Annotated in this window: 13 protein-coding genes; 7 read left to right on the top strand and 6 right to left on the bottom strand. The window is 65.2% G+C overall.

What is annotated here, in order from left to right; translation table 11 throughout:
• The first annotated feature begins 234 nt into the window (after positions 1 to 234).
• The 6 genes from urtA (at position 235) to urtE (ending at position 5,182) form a co-directional block, all read left to right on the top strand.
• Positions 235 to 1,440: an urea ABC transporter substrate-binding protein gene (urtA, locus tag ULB03_RS21875; RefSeq protein WP_322485182.1), complete on the top strand. Its 1,206-nt coding sequence runs from the start codon at positions 235 to 237 to the stop codon at positions 1,438 to 1,440.
• A 153-nt stretch (positions 1,441 to 1,593) separates the two neighbouring features.
• Positions 1,594 to 2,502 carry an urea ABC transporter permease subunit UrtB gene (gene urtB / locus ULB03_RS21870; RefSeq protein ID WP_322485181.1) on the top strand — a complete coding sequence of 303 codons (909 nt, stop codon included), beginning with the start codon at positions 1,594 to 1,596 and terminating at the stop codon, positions 2,500 to 2,502.
• A 29-nt stretch (positions 2,503 to 2,531) separates the two neighbouring features.
• Positions 2,532 to 2,765 carry a hypothetical protein gene (locus tag ULB03_RS21865; RefSeq protein ID WP_322485180.1) on the top strand — a complete coding sequence of 78 codons (234 nt, stop codon included), beginning with the start codon at positions 2,532 to 2,534 and terminating at the stop codon, positions 2,763 to 2,765.
• Positions 2,759 to 3,661 (top strand): urea ABC transporter permease subunit UrtC, encoded by a 903-nt coding sequence (gene urtC / locus ULB03_RS21860; protein ID WP_322485179.1) that lies wholly within the window; start codon positions 2,759 to 2,761, stop codon positions 3,659 to 3,661. Before ULB03_RS21865 ends, urtC begins: the two co-directional genes overlap by 7 nt.
• Positions 3,658 to 4,467, top strand: coding sequence for an urea ABC transporter ATP-binding protein UrtD (gene urtD / locus ULB03_RS21855; RefSeq protein WP_322485178.1), 810 nt, complete (start codon positions 3,658 to 3,660; stop codon positions 4,465 to 4,467). Before urtC ends, urtD begins: the two co-directional genes overlap by 4 nt.
• Positions 4,460 to 5,182, top strand: a complete 723-nt coding sequence (urtE, locus tag ULB03_RS21850) for an urea ABC transporter ATP-binding subunit UrtE (protein ID WP_322485177.1) — start codon at positions 4,460 to 4,462, stop codon at positions 5,180 to 5,182. The genes urtD and urtE overlap by 8 nt, the downstream gene beginning before the upstream one ends.
• A 263-nt stretch (positions 5,183 to 5,445) precedes the next feature.
• On the opposite strand, the gene ULB03_RS21845 is transcribed toward urtE, so the two are convergent.
• From ULB03_RS21845 to ULB03_RS21820, 6 genes are all read right to left on the bottom strand, one after another.
• Positions 5,446 to 6,264 (bottom strand): SDH family Clp fold serine proteinase, encoded by an 819-nt coding sequence (locus tag ULB03_RS21845; RefSeq protein ID WP_322485247.1) that lies wholly within the window; start codon positions 6,262 to 6,264, stop codon positions 5,446 to 5,448.
• 310 nt (positions 6,265 to 6,574) lie between these two features.
• The gene (locus ULB03_RS21840; RefSeq protein ID WP_322485176.1) at positions 6,575 to 7,525 is read right to left on the bottom strand and encodes a response regulator transcription factor; all 951 of its coding nucleotides are present in this window, start codon (positions 7,523 to 7,525) and stop codon (positions 6,575 to 6,577) included.
• Positions 7,518 to 10,973 carry a hybrid sensor histidine kinase/response regulator gene (locus tag ULB03_RS21835; protein ID WP_322485175.1) on the bottom strand — a complete coding sequence of 1,152 codons (3,456 nt, stop codon included), beginning with the start codon at positions 10,971 to 10,973 and terminating at the stop codon, positions 7,518 to 7,520. The genes ULB03_RS21840 and ULB03_RS21835 overlap by 8 nt, the downstream gene beginning before the upstream one ends.
• Before the next feature lie 180 nt (positions 10,974 to 11,153).
• A complete protein-coding gene (locus ULB03_RS21830; RefSeq protein WP_322485174.1) occupies positions 11,154 to 12,323 on the bottom strand; it encodes a porin in 1,170 nt (389 codons plus the stop codon).
• Between the two features lie 230 nt (positions 12,324 to 12,553).
• Entirely contained in the window at positions 12,554 to 13,288 is a 735-nt protein-coding gene (locus tag ULB03_RS21825; RefSeq protein WP_322485173.1) for a hypothetical protein, read from the bottom strand.
• Between the two features lie 288 nt (positions 13,289 to 13,576).
• On the bottom strand, positions 13,577 to 14,929 hold the full coding sequence (locus ULB03_RS21820; RefSeq protein ID WP_322485172.1) for an LLM class flavin-dependent oxidoreductase: 1,353 nt from the start codon (positions 14,927 to 14,929) through the stop codon (positions 13,577 to 13,579).
• Positions 14,930 to 15,412: 483 nt separating this feature from the next.
• On the opposite strand from ULB03_RS21820, the gene ULB03_RS21815 reads away from it, so the two are divergent.
• Complete coding sequence (locus tag ULB03_RS21815; protein ID WP_322485171.1) at positions 15,413 to 17,149, top strand: N-acyl-D-amino-acid deacylase family protein; 1,737 nt, start codon at positions 15,413 to 15,415, stop codon at positions 17,147 to 17,149.
• The last annotated feature ends 7 nt before the right edge of the window (positions 17,150 to 17,156 follow it).

The raw sequence follows: 17,156 nt of genomic DNA, 5'->3' as shown, positions 1-17,156 counted from the left end.
ATATCTAAGTAGTAGATGCGATTAGCGGCGCACACCCATAGGATAATGGCCTGATATCTTAAAGGCTATGCAACCTGGGCAGGTGCGGCGCCTGAACCGCCGCGGCCAAGCCGCCCCCCTGCCCCCTACGTCAAACACCCCATACCCCACCCCGGCGCCCCGCCCTAGCCTGCCCTCCGTGACTGCCGCCCGCCGGGCGGCGCGGGAACGCAGCGAGAGAAAAAGGGGATGGCGATGAGGGGGATGTACCCGTTGGCCGGGGTTGCGGCGGTGCTCTTGGCGACGACCTGCCTGTCGGTGCCGGTGACGGCCCGGGCCGCCGACACGGTGAAGGTGGGCGTGCTGCAATCGCTGACCGGCACCATGGCCATCAGCGAGGTCACGGTGAAGAACGCCGAGATCCTGGCCATCGAGGAGATCAACGCCAGCGGCGGCGTGCTGGGCAAGAAGATCGAGCCGGTGGTGGAGGACGGGGCGTCCGACCCCGCCATCTTCGCCCAGAAGGCGACAAAGCTGGTACAGGACGGCGGCGTGGTCACCGTGTTCGGCGGTTGGACCTCGGCCAGCCGCAAGGCCATGCTGCCGGTGTTTCAGAAGCTGAAGAGCCTGCTGTGGTATCCGGTGCAGTTCGAGGGCAACGAGTGCTCGCCCAACATCATGTATTCCGGCGCCCAGCCCAACCAGCAGATCCTGCCGGCCCTGCAGTGGGCGGTGGAGAAGGGCTACAAAAGCTATTTCCTGATCGGGTCGGACTATGTCTTCCCCCGCACCGCCAACCTGATCCTGAAGAAGCATATCGACGCCGATAAGCTGAAGGTGGCGGGCGAGGAATACGTGCCCCTGGGCGGCACCGATTTCAGCGCCGTCATCGCCAAGGTGCAGGCGGCCAAGCCGGACATCATCTTCAGCACCCTGAACGGCGACAGCAATGTCAGCTTCTTCAAGCAGATGGCCGCCGCCGGCCTGCCCTCGGCCAAGCTGCCCGTCATGTCCTTCAGCATTGGCGAGCAGGAGGCCGTGGCCATGGGCCCCAGCCTGGTGGAGGGCAGCTACGCCGCCTGGAACTACTTCCAGAGCCTGGACAGCGCCGCCAACAAGAAGTTCGTGACCGCCTACCAGGCCAAGTTCGGGGCGGGTGCGGCCGTCACCGACCCCATGGTCCATGGCTATGTCGACGTCTACGCCTGGAAGGCGGCGGTGGAAAAGGCCGGCAGCTTCGATCCGGAGAAGGTGCGCGCGGCGGCGGTGACGCTGGACTATCTCGACACCGCCATGGGCAAGGTGAAGTTCGCCGCCAACCAGAGCCTGGTGCAGACCGGCTACATCGGCCAGTTGGACCCCACCGGCCAGTTCAAGATCATCTGGCAGTCCAAGGGCACCATCGACCCCGATCCCTATGATCCGCTGGTGTTCCCGGGCAAGAAGTGCCCAGCGAGTTGATGCAGACGGCGCCAACGGCAAGGGGCCTTGCCCCTTGCCGTTATAGGACGCGACCGCGTCCGCCGGAGATTTCCGGGGAGCGTCAGCGGACTGGAAATCGAGGATAGCCAAGGCCACGGACGTGGCCGCCCGGCGTTTGAGGGAACAAAAACCATGAGCCACTGGCCTTTGATCGCCGGCCAAGTCTTCAACGGGTTCAGCGTCGCCTCGCTTTACGTGCTGGCGGCCCTGGGCCTGGCGCTGAGTTTCGGCCTTATGCGCGTCATCAACATGGCGCATGGCGAGATGCTGATGCTGGGCGGCTATCTCGCCTACCTGACCTTGCAGGTGGTGCCGGGGCCGCTGGGCATCCTGGCGGCCATGCCCGTGGCCTTCCTGGGTGCCGCCGCCGTGGGCGCGGTGCTGGAGACGGCACTGATCAAGCGGCTGTCGGCCCGGCCGCTGGACACGCTGCTGGCCACCTGGGGCGTCAGCCTGATCCTGCAGCAGGCCGCCCGCAACATCTTCGGCGCCATCGGCGTGGACGTGCGGGCGCCGGAGTGGCTGAACCATGCCTACACGGTTTCCTCTGGCCAGTTCGCCGGCCTGACCATCCCCGCCACCCGCCTGTTCATCCTGGCCGTGGCCTTCGCCGTCATGGGCGCGCTCAGCCTGCTGCTGGCGCGCACGCGCATCGGCCTGCTGGTCCGCGCGGTGAACCAGGATCGGGGCATGGCGGCGGCGGCGGGTATCAACGTGCGGGCTGTGGACCTCTCGGTGTTCTGCCTGGGCACCGGCATCGCCGGCCTGGCGGGCGTGGTGCTGGCCCTGCTGGGCCCCGTCACCCCCAATGTCGGGCAAAGCTATGTCGTGCCGGCCTTCCTGGTGGTGGTGCTGGGCGGCCTGGGAAGCCTGAAGGGCACGGCCATCGCCTCGCTGATCGTGGGGCTGTTCTCGGCCCTGGTGCAAATCCTGGTCGACGTCAGCCTGGCGCAGGTGCTGCTGCTGCTGTTCGTCATCGGGTTCATCCAGTTCCGTCCCCAGGGGGTGGTGGCCGTGCGGTCCCGCGCGCTGGACGCGTGAGGGGCCAGATGAAGGAGGACGGCATGGATATGAGCATGCGCAAAGAAACGCCGCTGTCGGGGGCCCTGGTGTCGGGGCCCCTGGCGAGAGTCACCATTGGCCGGCCCCTGGTCCCCATGGCCCTGTCGCTGGCGGTGGTGGCCCTGGCCGCGCTGGCCCCCTGGCTGGTCTCGGCCTATGAGCTGAACCTGCTGGCCCGCTTCCTGGCCATGGCGCTGCTGGCCATGGGCCTGGTGCTGGTGTGGGGCCAGGGGGGGTGCTGAGCCTGGGCCAGGGGGTGTTCTTCGGCCTGGGCGGCTATGCCATCGCCATGCACATGAAGCTGGCGGCGCTGGGCGACGGCGACCTGCCCGACTTCATGGTGTGGAGCGGCCTGGACGCCCTGCCCTGGTGGTGGGTGCCGTTCAAAAGCCCCCTGGTGGCCATCCTGGGCGTGGTGCTGGTGCCGGGCGTGGTGGCGGCCCTGTTCTCCTGGGCGGTGTTCCGGCGACGGGTGGGCGGCGTCTATTTCGCCCTGATCACCCAGGCGCTGGCGCTGGCCTTCGCCACCCTGCTGATCAGCCAGCAACCCTCCACCGGCGGCTTCAACGGCCTGACGGATTTCCAGACCCTGGCGGGCGTGGAACTGGGGACGCCGGCGGCGAACCATGGTCTGTACTGGCTGACCCTGGCCCTGGTGGTCGGGGTGTTCGTGGCCCTGCGCGCCCTGATGGCGTCGCGCTACGGCACGCTGCTGCGCGCCATCCGCGATGGGGAGAACCGCATCCGCTTCCTGGGCTATGACCCCACGCCGTTCAAGGTGGTGGCCTTCACCATCGGCGCCGTGCTGGCCGGCCTGGCCGGCGCGCTGTTCACCCTGCACGCCGGCGTGGTGTCCCCGGCCCTGGTGGGCGTGGTGCCCTCCATCGAAATGGTCATCTGGGTGGCGGTGGGCGGGCGCAACAGCCTGGCCGGCGCCGTCGCCGGCACCCTGGCCGTCAACCTGGCCAAGGACGGCGTCAGCAGCGCCTTCCCCGACCTGTGGCTCTACGCCCTGGGCCTGGTGTTCGTGCTGGTGGTCACCCTGCTGCCCGGCGGGCTGGCCGGCCTGGTGGCCGACACCGCCGCCACACCCTGGGGAAAGCGCCTGAAATCCTTTGTCGTTGGAGGATCGAAATGAACGCGACGGCGCCCACGGCCCACCACATCGGCACCACCGCGCCCGCCAGCCCCCTGTTGCTGGCGGTGGATGGGGTGACGGTGGACTTCGACGGGTTCAAGGCCCTGAACGGCTTCAGCCTGACCTTGGACCGGGGCACCCTGCGCGTACTGATCGGCCCCAACGGGGCGGGCAAGTCCACCCTGTGCGACACCATCATCGGCCGGGTGCGGGCCACCAGCGGCCGGGTGATCTTCAAGGATCAGGACATCACCCACCTGCCGGAGCAGGAGATCGTGCGCCGGGGCATCTGCCGCAAGTTCCAGACGCCGGGCGTGCTGCCCGGCCTGTCGGTGGTGGACAACCTGATGATCGCCGCCCAGCGCGACCGGCGCTGGTGGTCGACCTTCCGCCACGGCGTGGCGGCGGAGGAAAGGGCCCGCGTGGCCGAGATTCTGGAAACCATCGGCCTGGCCGACCGCGCCGCCGCCCCCGCCGGCCAACTGGCGCATGGCGAGAAGCAGTGGCTGGAGATCGGCATGGTGGTGGCGACGCGCGCCGACCTGCTGCTGCTGGATGAACCCACGGCCGGCATGGGCCCGGCGGAAACCAGCCAGACGGCGGCCCTGATCCGCCGCCTGGTCGGGCAGCACACCGTGCTGGTCATCGACCATGACATGAGTTTCCTGGAGCAACTGGACGCCCGCGTCACCGTCATGCACCAGGGCCAGTTCCTGAAGGAAGGCAGCGTGGCCGCCATCCGCGCCGACGCGGACGTCGCCGCCGTCTATCTGGGCCGCGCCAAGGAGGACACCCATCATGGCTGAACCGTTGCTGACGCTCACCGGGGCGGCGACATCCTATGGCCAGAGCCAGGTGTTGTGGGACATCGACCTGGACGTGCCCGCTGGCGGCGCCGTGGCGCTGATCGGCCGCAACGGCGTGGGCAAGACCACCCTGCTGAAGACCATCATCGGGGCCCAGCGCCTAACCGCCGGCCGCATGACCTTCCAAGGCCGCGACGTCAGCGCCTTGGGCCCCCACCAGCGCGCCCGCGCCGGCATCGGCTACGTCCCCCAGGGTCGCCACATCTTCCCCCACCTGACGGTGCGCGAGAACCTGGAAACCGGCCTATCCGCCCTGGCCGGCCGCGGCGGTGGGGCGATGAAGGCGGGCGTGCCCGACCATATCTTCGACCTGTTCCCCAAGCTGGCGCAGATCATCAACCGCAAGGGCGGCGTGCTCAGCGGCGGCGAACAACAGCAACTGGCCATCGGCCGCGCGCTGGCGGGCCAGCCCAGCCTGCTGCTGCTGGACGAACCGACGGAAGGCATCCAACCCTCCGTCGTCCAACAGATCGAGGACGCCCTGCGCCGCATCCGCGCCGACCTGGGCGTCACCGTCCTGATCGTGGAGCAGTACCTGGACTTCGCCTGGTCCTTCGCCGACAGCTACCGCGTCATGCAACGCGGCCGCATCATCCGCGCCGGCAGCACGCGCGAGGAGACGGCGGCGGAGGTGGCGCACCTGGTGAATATTTGAGCAACTCAAGCGCAGCCCAAAAGACATTCAGCTTTTGAGTGGCGCGCCACCTTTAAAGTAAGTTTACCTTAACACCACCGCTTATCGGAATCGATCGCGGCGGCGCTAGCATAAGGCACTTTCAGACGCTGTTTAGGCGCATGCTCCTCGAGCCCAAGCTCCAAATACTCGATCGATTCCAAGGTGCGCGCTAACTTTTCATCTGACCTCAGGCGCCGAAACAGGTCGGCCCACTGAGCGTCAATTTGCGCCCGGTCTGCCATTTATATTCTCCTTATTCCGTTCCTGGTGTGGATTACAGTAGCCTCCCCTGAGGCTACGCCAAGTTTACGACAATAGTCAATAAATAATTCGTAATACGACCTAACGAGTTTATTCAGATCTGGCTGCGCACCAAAATCTACAATTTTTAGTTTTATTTCATCGCTAACAAGCTCCTTGAGGCCAATTCCTCGGCCGTGAGAGTGCCAGCGCTCAGGATTGCCTAATATTTCTGCAATCTTTTTTGCTCGAGCTCTGCGATCAGTCTCGGATACAGGGGTTTTGCTGGTTTCAGTTTCCGCCCAGTCTTTGAATTTGTGCGTAGACAGCCAAGATTCCAAAAGATCTTCTGAATGATTTTTTGCTTGCTCTAAGTCAAATAACTCTGCTGGGTCAAATTTCTTTAAAAGGTAAGCGAGTTCCGCCCGAGCCAAGTCTGGACTCGGCGCTGCATTAATGGTTGTTAGCAGCTCTTTAAATTTTGCTAAATAACCGAGACCCGATACGAACTTATCATTCTCAGACTCCATTTGAGGGTCTATTGGCCCCAGAACAGAATAATAATCCATATAAATATCGTCACCAGAAAGAACCAACACAGTTCCCGCTGAATATGCATAGTTTGGCACAATAAAACTTACATGTTGATAATGGTTCCTAAATACATTATATATGCGCTCAACTACCTCAATGTAGCCACCCGTTGTCTCTAGTATAACAACTAGCGTATTCTTTCTGTCGTTCTCATCGTCATACAGATTTTCTATTTCCTGCCTTATAGCGTCATCCAATCCGAACTTTATTGGAGACCTGATTATAATGGAATCGGCATCAAAATGCTCGCCAAGTTTTATGGTTGCATACTTGGAGTTGTGAACGAATTAGGTCATCAGATTTTGGCGCCCTCAAAATAAATCCTCCGGAATATATATTTTTTTGAAGATATTTTATGGGCTAGCTTACCTTAAATCATTAACCGCTCTCCCTGCATAATTGTATAATGACTGAAATGTGCATCTGATTCGGACACATCGTCAAGCAGTATGAGACAGCGGGGAACACTTAATATTGAAGTCGTGTTCCACTCGGTTAATGCCTGATTTAATATATTAACACTGCTTCCTAGCAAATTCACCCCGCCATCACCCGCACCGCCACGGCGGCCGCTGACGCTCTATTCTCCACCCCCAGCTTTACGAAGATCTGTTCCAGGTGCTTGTTCACCGTGCGGGGGCTGATGCCCAGGATGTCGCTTATGTCGCGGTTGGATTTGCCGTGGGCGATCCACACCAGCACCTCGGCCTCCCGCGCCGTCAGGCCTAGGGCCTGTTGCAGGGCGCGTTCCGCGCGGCCGGCGCCGGATTCGCTGATGCGGAACAGGAACTCGTCCGGTTCCGTCTGGCTGAGGTAGGCGACCTCCAGCCGGCGGCTGTCCTGCGCATCGGGGCTGTCGATCAGGATGGATTGGTTGGGTGTGCCGTCGCGGCGCAGCTGGGCCAGGCGCTCCGCCACTACCGGGGGCAGGCGGTCAGGGACATTCCCGCCGGACCCATCATCGGGGAAGAAGGCCGCCAGCAGGCGCTGGGCCTGGGGGGTGCACCAGCGCAAGAGCCCGCGCGCGTCGGTGGCCAGCAGATAGCGGCCGGTGGTGTCCAGGGCCACCTGGGCGCCATAGGCCACGCGGGCGTTGGCCAGGTGCACGCGAATACGGGCCATCAGCTCATCCACCACGATGGGCTTGGTGACATAGTCGACGCCGCCGGCCTGCAGGCCCTGCACCACGTGCTCCGTCTCGCTGAGGCCGGTCATGAAGATGACGGGCAAATGGGCCAGGGCCTGGTCGCGCTTCAGCCGGCGGCAGGTCTCGAACCCGTCCAGCCCGGGCATGACGGCGTCCATCAGCACCAGGTCCGGTGTCACCTGCTCCAGCAGCGCCAGGGCGCTTTCGCCGTCCGTCGCCACCAGCACGGTCAGGCCCGCCTGGTCCAGGGCGTCGGTCAGGAAGCCCAGGGTTTCCGGCGTGTCGTCCACCACCAGCACAGTATCGCGGCGCCCGGGAGCGGTCTGGACGGCATCAGTCATCGGCGTGCTTCCCCCGGCCCTGTCCATCGCCTGTATCGCCATCATTCCCCCCCGCCTGTGTCCGTGCCGCCTCCAGCACCGCCATATAGCGCTTCAGATCGAAGGCGCGCACCAGGGTGCGCAGCTGGGCGGCGAAGGCGGCGGTGGCCGCGTCCTCCGTTTCCAGCTCGCGCAGCTTGGCCTCAATGCCCCGCACATGGCCGATGCGGCCCAACTGCCACAGCGCCTCCAGATGGGGCTGCGCCCCGGTCGGCGCGGCGTCCGACGTCGCGGCCGGTGCCGGCGCGGGGGCGGCCGGGGCGTACAGCCATTCCAGGCCCAGCAGCGCGCCGATACGTTCCAGCAGCACGTCCATGTCCACCGGCTTGATGACGAAGGCGTCGTGCACGGCGCTGCCGCCATCCTCCCCGCCCGCGGCGGCGCGGCCGGGGGCGTAGTCGTGGGCGTTGGCCGACACCATCATGATCTTCAGGCGCGGCAGGTCCAGGTCGCGCAGGGCCGCCGCCGCCTCCCACCCCGTCATGTGGGGCATGGAGATGTCCAGCAAGGCCAGGTCCGGCCGGCACTCCCGCGCCAGGTCCACGCATTCCCGCCCGTCGCGGGCGGCGAACAGCAGGAAGTCCAGCGGCCGCAGCAGGTTCTGGATCAGCGCCAGATGGTCGGGGTCGTCGTCGGCCACCAGCACGCGCAGGCGCGGGCCGGCATAGCCGTGGATGGTCCGGGCCGCCGGCGGGTCGTCCGGGCCGGACTGCGCTTCCGACAGCAGCAGGCGCACGGTGAAGGTGCTGCCCTGCCCCGGCGTGCTGGCGACCGCGATCTCGCCCCCCATGATGCGGGTCAGCAGGCGGGTGATGGTCAGGCCCAGGCCGGTGCCGGGCACGGCGCGGGCGTTGGCCATCCGCCCCCGCTCGAACGGTTCGAAGATGCGCTCCCTATCCTCGGGCAGGATGCCGAAGCCGGTGTCCGACACCTCGAACTCCGCCACCTGGCTGCGATAGCGCACGCGCAGGGTGGCATGGCCCTGCGCCGTGTACTTCAGGGCGTTGGACAGCAGGTTGATCAGGATCTGGCGCAGGCGCTTCTGGTCGGTATGGACGAAGGCCGGCAGGTAGGCCGGGCGGTCGTAGTGAAATTGGATGCCCTTGGCGGCGGCCTGCAGGCGGAACATGTCCACGATCTGGTCCAGGAACTCCACCAGCCGCACCTTGTCGCGGGTCAGGCGCAACAGGCCGCTTTCGATTTTGCTGATGTCCAGCAGGCCATCCACGAGGTTGGACAGGTGCTCCGCACTGCGGCGGATGACGCGCACGCCGTCCGGGTTGCGGATGCTGGCGTCGCGTTCCAGCAACTGGGCGTAGCCGAAGATGGCGTTCAGCGGCGTGCGGATCTCATGGCTGATGCCGATGATGTAGCGGCTCTTGGCCACGTTGGCGGCCTCCGCCACCTCCTTGGCCTTTTGCAGGGCGGCGTCGGTGCGCTCATGCGCCTCGATCTCCTCCATCAGCATGCCGGTCTGGCGCGCCGTCTCCTCCTCCGCCACCCGCCGGCTTTCCAGGGCCAGCACCAGCAGCCAGGCGGCGACGCCGGAGACGATCAGCAGGGCGAAGAAGACGATCCACAGGGTGGTGGCGACCACGCCGCGCGCTTCCGGCACGGCGGCGCCATACTGCATGCCGATGAAGGACAGCAGGCCGCCGTTCACCAGGGTGAAGACGGCCATGACGCCCAGGAAACGGGCGGTGCGGGTGCGCACGCCACCCGCCATGCGGCTGGGCAGCAGGGCCTCCATCAGGCGGGCCAGCTGGTCGGTGATGCGGCTTTCCTTCTTGCAGACATCGTGACAGCGGCTGTCCAGCGTGCAGCACAGGGAACAGATGGCCCCGGCATAGGCGGGGCAATGGGCCATGTCCCGCCGCTCGAACACGTTCTCGCAGATGACGCAGCGGGCCTCCGCCGCATCGGCGGGCAGGTCGGTGTCGGGCCGCGCCAGGTAATAGCGGCCCTGGGTCGCCTTGGCGATCAGGGGGGCGGTGACGAAGGCCACGCCCAGGCCGATGAACGGCGCCATGGCCTGGGGCAAGGGGCCCAGCAGCGGCCCGAAGGCGCCCAGCGACGCCAGGGTGGAGGCCACGACCGACAGGGCCATGGCGCCCACGCCCACCGGGTTGATGTCGTAGAGGTGGGCGCGCTTGAACTCGATGCCCGGGGGGCTGAGGCCCAGGGGCTTGTTGATCACCAGGTCCGCGGTCAGCGCCCCGATCCAGCCGGCGGCGAAGTTGGCGTACAGGCCCAGGATGCCGCCGATCACGCGGAAGATGCCCAGCTCCATCAGCATCAGGGCCAGGATGACGTTGAACACCAACCAGACGACGCGGCCGGGATGGCTGTGCGTCAGGCGTGAGAAGAAGTTGGACCAGGCGATGGACCCGGCATAGGCGTTGGTGACGTTGATCTTGATCTGGCAGACGACGACAAAGACGCCGGTCAGCACCAGGGCGGCGGTGGGCGACGACAGCATCTCCTGGAAGGCGATGTAGAACACCTCCGTCGGCTGGGTCGACTGTTCCGCCGACAGGCCGTGGCGCAAGGCCACCACCGCCAGGAAGGACCCGGCCAGCAGCTTCAGACCGCCCATGGCGACCCAGCCCGGCCCGGTGGTGATCAGGGCCGTCCACCAAGCCCAGCGCCCGGTCCTGCGCAGGGTGGGCAGGAAGCGCAGATAGTCCGCCTGCTCCCCGATCTGGGGCAGCAGGGACAGGAGCATGCTGGCCGCCATGCTGAACAGCAGCGGGTCGATATGGCCGTCGGCGTGGCCCATCGCGCCGGGGAATTCCCGCCAGGCGGCCAGGTCCGCCCTATGGTTCAGCGCCAGATAGGCCAGGGGCGCCAGTTGCAGCAGTAGCCAGATGGGCTGGGTCAGCAACTGCATGCGGCTGATCAGGCGGATGCCGTAGACGGCGATGGGGATGACCACCAGGGAACTGACGATGTGAGCCAGCCACAGCGGGATGCCCAGCGCCATCTGCAGCGCCGCCGACATGATGCTGGCCTCGATGGAGAACAGCAGGAAGGTGAAACTGGCGTAGATCAGGGAGGTGAGCGTGGAGCCGAGATAGCCGAAGCCGGCGCCCCGGGTCAGCAGGTCGATGTCCACGCCATAGCGGGCGGCGTAATAGGTGATGGGCAGGCCCACCAGGAACATCAGGACGGCGACGGCCAGGATGGCGGCGCTGGCGTTGGCATAGCCGTAGGTCAGGGTGGCGCTGCCGCCGATGGCCTCGCACGCCAGGAAGCTGATGGCGCCGAAGGCGGTGTTGGCCACGCGGAACGACGACCAGCGCCGCGCCCGCGTGGCAGTGAAGCGCAGGGCGTAGTCCTCCAGCGTCTGGCTGGCGGCCAGTTGGTTGTACTGCCGCCGTTCCCTGACGATCCGTTGCCGCGCGCTCATGCCCCCGCCGTCCCGCCCATCTTGGTTCCCCACCCGCCCCACTTCCCGTCCCGTGGCAGGCCCGGAAGTGTGGACGATGGGGCGGCCAAATCAAGGGCCAGGGTAGCGGGCCGCCGCCCGCCACCGTAGGGGGCGTTTGACGTATGGCGCCTCGGGCGGGGAGGCCGGCGGCCGCTGCCGTCAGAACTGGACCTGAAGACCCAGGACGACGGCGTTGCCGGACGGCTTACCCGTGGTGTCGGTGATGACGTAGTCGGCGCTGACGCGGGCATTGTGGCCGGAGATGATGTAGTTCAGGCCCACGTCCGTCTGGCTGGTGGAAATGCCGGTGAGGTCGGCGTCGAAATGCTGATGGCGCACCGTCGGCTGCAACTGGCCCCAGCCCAGCTTGGCCGGGAACAGGAAGGCGCCGCTGACCAGGTAGGCCTTGCCCTGCACCAGCCCGCCCACGTTGTCGAAGGCGCCGGCCCCGCCGAAGCCGGGGGCGACGTCGGCCACGCCGCCGGTGTCGTACTGGTAGTAGGCCCCTTCCAGCGTCACCACGCCCAGGCCCTCCAGCTTTTTCTCGAACAGGCCGTCCACGTTCCAGGCGCCGTAGTCGCCGTGGCGGCCCACGGTGCCGACGCCATCCTTCTGGTACTGGCCGGCGAAGGCCAGGGTCAGCACGTCGACCGACCCGTAATAGGTGCTGCTGGTGTAGTAGGCCGGATCGGGCTCGGGATCGAGGAAGTTATAGGCGACACGGCCGGCGTACAGCAGGTTGTCGGACTGGTTGCTGGCGCCGCTGATCCGGTTGTGTCCTTCGAACGCGCCGACGGAATAGACCAGTTTCTTGTCGAACAGCTTGCCCCAAACCGTGGCGCCATCGTCCCGGCCGGCGAACTTGGCCGGATATTGCGATACCGTGCCCGGGTAGTTCCAGGTGCTGAGGTAATAGGGGCCGTCCAGGTTGGCGCGGTCGCTGGGTGGCAGCATGCGGCCCACCCACAGGTTGACACCATCCATCGGCTCCAACTGGGCATAACCGTCCAGCACCTCGACATGGCCATTGCTGTCCCGCTCGGTGTTGAAGGTGGCCTTGATGATGGGGGTCAGTTGCCCACTGATGTACAGACGCACACTGTCCAGGTTGAAATCGGCGGAGCGGGATTTGCCATCGGGCGCCCCATCCTCGACGCTGGTGAAACTGGCGCGCAAGCCCAACCCCACGGTGATGGACTTGTCGCCATCGGCGATGGTCTCCCCCGCCCAGGCGGCACCGGCGGCCGGCACCACCAGCGCCGTGGCCAGCAACCCAGCCCGCAAGGCCACCGTCGCCCGCCGCCGCGGACCCTTGATAATCCCCGTCATGATGCCACTCCCCCATCCCGTTCGATGATGTTTCCCGGGCTTCAGGCCCCGGTATCGGTTTCGGGGGGAATGGTGGGGTCGGTGGTGGGAAATCCTAATACGTCAAACTGCGTATGCTTTGCTTGCTGGTGTCCGATTATTGTTCAAGTCATGGAGGTGGATTTTGGCCTTCGTATTGGACGGCCAACAAGGCGACATACTTAAGCATCCCTTCCGATTTACCGATTCCTTTAAAATGGCTTGGTGACACCCAGGAAGGCCATGGCCAGAACCAGGGCCCAAATGGCGAATACCGTGATGCGTAAGGGATTCCAAAAAGGCGCGGGCACGAAAGGCGCGCCAGCCTTGGGGGGAACCGGGGGCTTCCACAGCAGCAGAAGGCGAACGACGACGCCCAGCAGCAAAAGGAGGCCGAACAGTAGCATCTTGGTGGCCAGCCAACCGCTGTCGACGGGCGCGCCGGTGGCGAGTGAGACGATGCCGGTGCCGACAAAGCCGATGGTCGCGAGCATGCGTATGCCCAGGTCGATCTTCCACAGCCGCTTACCCAGTCGCGTGCCCTGGCGCAGATAGATCATCCAGACCAGCCACAGCCAAGCAAGCCCACCAACCCATGCCGCCACCAGTGCCAAGGGGCCGATGGGCAAGCCCCAGTTTGATGCCAGGGTCAGACCAACCGGAACCATCAGCACCATGGCGGTACGCGGCCCCATGTCGATACGGCCGCTGGCCTTGCGTATCCGCTCACGCGCGTTGCCGGTCAGGTCCGCGGCATTGGCGGCCATGCCCGTAATCAACACGCCCAGATCCGTTCCCAGCCAATAGGCGAAGAGAACAACATGCAGAAAGGTGAAAACCCGAAATGGATCAATGAAAATAGGCAATAAAAAGGCCCCTTTTTTAAAATTATGGGGAACCGCTTCCGGCGCATGGCTTGGCCGGAATGACGCGCATGCGCTGGCCATGACGCCCCATCCCTGAGGATTGGCGTCAAAAAATGAGCAGCCGCCCGCAGCAACGGGCGCCCAGAGCCACGGACAGCTGCTCTCTCACCGGCGCCAACGCTCCCCGCAGCCCCGGTGAAAAGTTTTTCCTGAAGTAAAAACTGGAATTACTTCCGTGGATCGCCAGGAAGGCGGAACTCACCTTCCCGAACCATCCGACAGAAAATTGTCACAGGGCCATGACCTGGACAATTCCAATAATTCCTTTGGGTGATAAAACTATTTTTCCACCGTCATAGAGAGAACCGCCTACCAAATTTCGGGATGCTGCCGCAAGGATGGATCGGCCTCGAAGCGGTTCACGGGCCGGGCCAAACCCAGGTTCTCACGAAGCGTCTTCCCCTCGTAGGCGGTACGGAACAGGCCGCGCTGCTGCAGGATGGGCACCACCTGATCAACGAAGTCCTCCAGGCCGCCGGGCAGGAAGGGCGCGGCGATGACAAAGCCGTCGGCCGCCCCCTCTGCCTCCCAAGCGGCCAGTTCATCCGCCACGTCGGTGGCGGTCCCCACGATAGTCCGGCCTGTGCGGCCGGCCGCCACGCGCCGCGCCAGTTCCGCCAACGGCGGGCGTTCGCGCGCCGCCAGTTCCAGCACGCGGTCACGGGTGGAGTTCTGCCCCTCCAGCGCGCTCGGAGGCAGTGGGGGCAGCGGCTCGTGGGGGGAACAGGCCGATAGGTCGATGTTACCCAGCAGGGAACCCAATTTGGCTATGGCGATGTCGGCGGGGATCAGACTGTCCAGTTCCCGCTGCAACGCCTCGGCCGCCGCCCTGGTATGGCCGATGACCGGGGTGACCGCGGGCATGATCTTCAGCGTGTCCGGCGTACGCCCGAATTCCGCCAAGTGCGCGTGCATGGCGGCGCGAAAGGTTTTGGCTGTCTCGATACCCGGATGGGAGGTAAAGATGACCTCGGCGCAGCTGGCGGCGAAGCGCTGACCCGTCGCCGAGGCGCCCGCCTGCACCAGCACCGGGTGTCCCTGGGGCGAGCGCGGCACAGTCAGGGGGCCGGCGACCCGGAATTCCGCACCGACATGGTTGACGGCGGAAATGCGCGACGGATCGGTGTAGCGGCCGCTGGCCTTGTCCGCCCGCACGGCGCCGTCCTGCCAGCTATCCCACAGCTTGCGCGCCACCTCCACGAACTCGGCGGCGCGGGCATAGCGTTCGCCGTGTTCCATATGCGCCGGACGACCGTAATTGTGCGCCTCGTTTTCCATGGTCGAGGTGACGATGTTCCATCCCGCCCTGCCCCGGCTGAGATGGTCAAGGCTGGCGAAGCGCCGGGCCAAATCATAGGGATGGGAATAGGTGGTGGACGCGGTGCCAATCAGCCCGACGTGGCGGGTGCAAGCGGCGATGGTACTCAGCACCAGGGCCGGGTCCAGCTTGGGCGTTTCCATCCCGCTGAAAACGTCGGCCCCCTTGACCGGGTGGTAGCCGACGTAATCAGCCAAGAACACACCATCGAATAGTCCACGCTCCGCCGTTTGACCGAGGTGGCGGAAATAATCAATGTCGCACAAGGCGTTGTCAGCGGCGCGGGGATGGCGCCAACCGGCGATGTGGCCGCCTGTCTGCATGAGAAACGCAAGCAACTTCATGATGATATCGAAGCCCCCTTCCGTCTGGCCGCTAGGCCGGGATTCCCTGTGGTCGTCGGCCCCCTTTTCCGCTTCGGCGGCGGTGTCATTGACTGAAGGCGGCGTAACCCGCCCCCATTCAGCATGAGTTCGCCGTCGGCACCATCTAGGATTTCCTAACGGGTGATAAAACGAACTTATTTCCAGGAAAACTATATCCAATGTTACCTGTTGATAGTTGATCCGGCACATCATTGGCTGCCGGTCAACGAGGGAAGAAACGACGGGCTTCTTTCTTCAATACCTGTTCAATTTCAATCGGCATCAGGGGGCGATGTCCGCGCGTAGCACGCCCCTTTTACTTCACGCCAAAACAAAGAGGGAAGGTTCCAAAGAACAAGGGCGACACCTTTGTTTCGCGTTGACGCGCATCGACACCACGCCACACCGGCATTCGATGCGATCGCGTCTCCCCCTGAAATCCGCCCCCTCCAGGATATGATGATGAGCGATTACGATCTTGTGATCCGTGGCGGCACTGTCGCGGACGGAACCGGCGCCAATCTGTGGGACGGCGACATCGCGATCACCGGCGGGCGCATCGCCGCCACCGGCACGGTCACGGGCAAGGGCCGGGAAGAGATCGACGCCCGTGGTAAGCTCGTTACCCCAGGTTTCGTGGACATCCATACCCACTACGACGCCCAGGTAACCTGGGATACGCGGTTCTCGCCCTCCACCAACCACGGCGTCACCACGGTGCTGCTGGGCAATTGCGGCGTGGGCTTCGCCCCGTGCCGGCCCGAGCAGCGCGCGCAGATGATCGACGTCATGGAGGGGGTGGAGGATATCCCCGGCATCGTCATGGCTGAAGGACTGCCCTGGAACTGGGTAAGCTTTCCCGACTATCTGGACGCCATCGAACGGCGCCCCATGGACGCGGACTTCGCCGTCGCCATTCCCCACATCCCCGTGCGCGTCTTCGTCATGGGGCAACGGGCCATCGACCGCGAACCCGCCACCAGCGCCGACATGCAGGCCATGGCCGCCTTGGTGCGCGACGGCTTGGAAGCCGGGGCCTTCGGCTTTTCCACCACCAGGGTCATCGGCCACCGCACCGCCAGTGGCGACCAGTTGCCGGTCACCACCGCCAGCGAGGATGAGTTGATGACCATCGCCATGGCGATGAAGGCCCATGGCAAGTCGCTGTTCATGTCGGCGTCGGAATTCGATACCGGCAATGGCTTCTCCTCGGAATTCCGTATGCTGGCCCGCATCGCCGCGACCTCGGGCCAGACCGTCACCTTCCCGTTACTGCAGTACAATGAGGCGCCCGAACGCTGGCGGGAGATCGCCGACGCTTGCGCCATCGAGCGCGCGCGCGGTGCCGACATCTACGGCCAGGTTGTGGGCCGGCCGGTTGGCGTGCTGTACGGCCTTCAATTGACGCTGCACCCCTTCCGCGGCTGCCCCACTTATGAGCGCATCGACCCCCTGCCGGTCGCCCAGCGTGCCGCGGAGATGCGCCGGCCGGACGTGCGCGCCGCCATCCTGGCGGAAATGACCCTGCCGCTGGATCCCCGGAAATACCCGGCGTTCATGCGCGACATCAGCCTGTGCTACGCCATGGGCGCCGACCCCGACTACGCCCCGCCGGAATCCGAGCGCTTCGACAATGTGGCCAGGCGGCGCGGTTGCACCGTGGAGGAGGTCGCCTACGATGCCCTGCTGGCCGAGGACGGCCTGGGCATTCTGTATTTCCCAGCCCGCAACTACACCTACTGCAATCTGGAAACCGTGCACGACATGCTGGGACGCGAAGGCGCGGTGCTGGGCCTCGGGGATGGCGGTGCCCACGTTGGCGCCATTTGCGACGGCAGCATGCAGACCTTCATGTTGAGCTACTGGACCCGCGATCGCCGGGGCGACCGCCTGTCCATCCCCCAGGCCGTGCATCTCATGACCGGGCGGACCGCCGCCATCGGCGGCTTCGGCGACCGCGGCGTCATCGCACCCCATTTCAAGGGCGACCTTAACATCATCGATTACGACCGCCTGGCCCTGTACCCACCGCGCGCCAGCTTCGACCTTCCGGCGGGCGGGCGGCGGCTGACGCAGGCCGCGCGCGGCTATGCCGCCACCATCGTGTCAGGCGTCGTGACGGCACGGGATGACCAGCCCACGGGCCCGCTGCCCGGCCGCCTGGTGCGCGGCCGTCGCGGTACACCCTCGATCCCTTAAGGAGTCG

This window comes from Nitrospirillum goiasense (genome assembly GCF_034427435.1).
Taxonomy (GTDB): Bacteria; Pseudomonadota; Alphaproteobacteria; order Azospirillales; family Azospirillaceae; genus Nitrospirillum.
Note: the sequence above shows the minus strand (reverse complement) of the source record. Positions and strands in the feature narration are given on the sequence as shown.

Excerpts from the sequence above, each read along its gene's own strand:
- urtA (WP_322485182.1), top strand. The coding sequence starts at position 235 with ATGAGGGGGATGTACCCGTTGGCCGGGGTTGCGGCGGTGCTCTTGGCG.
- urtB (WP_322485181.1), top strand. The coding sequence starts at position 1,594 with ATGAGCCACTGGCCTTTGATCGCCGGCCAAGTCTTCAACGGGTTCAGC.
- ULB03_RS21865 (WP_322485180.1), top strand. The coding sequence starts at position 2,532 with ATGAGCATGCGCAAAGAAACGCCGCTGTCGGGGGCCCTGGTGTCGGGG.
- urtD (WP_322485178.1), top strand. The coding sequence starts at position 3,658 with ATGAACGCGACGGCGCCCACGGCCCACCACATCGGCACCACCGCGCCC.
- urtE (WP_322485177.1), top strand. The coding sequence starts at position 4,460 with ATGGCTGAACCGTTGCTGACGCTCACCGGGGCGGCGACATCCTATGGC.
- ULB03_RS21840 (WP_322485176.1), bottom strand. The coding sequence starts at position 7,525 with ATGACTGATGCCGTCCAGACCGCTCCCGGGCGCCGCGATACTGTGCTG.
- ULB03_RS21835 (WP_322485175.1), bottom strand. The coding sequence starts at position 10,973 with ATGAGCGCGCGGCAACGGATCGTCAGGGAACGGCGGCAGTACAACCAA.
- ULB03_RS21830 (WP_322485174.1), bottom strand. The coding sequence starts at position 12,323 with ATGACGGGGATTATCAAGGGTCCGCGGCGGCGGGCGACGGTGGCCTTG.
- ULB03_RS21825 (WP_322485173.1), bottom strand. The coding sequence starts at position 13,288 with ATGGCCAGCGCATGCGCGTCATTCCGGCCAAGCCATGCGCCGGAAGCG.
- ULB03_RS21820 (WP_322485172.1), bottom strand. The coding sequence starts at position 14,929 with ATGAAGTTGCTTGCGTTTCTCATGCAGACAGGCGGCCACATCGCCGGT.
- ULB03_RS21815 (WP_322485171.1), top strand. The coding sequence starts at position 15,413 with ATGAGCGATTACGATCTTGTGATCCGTGGCGGCACTGTCGCGGACGGA.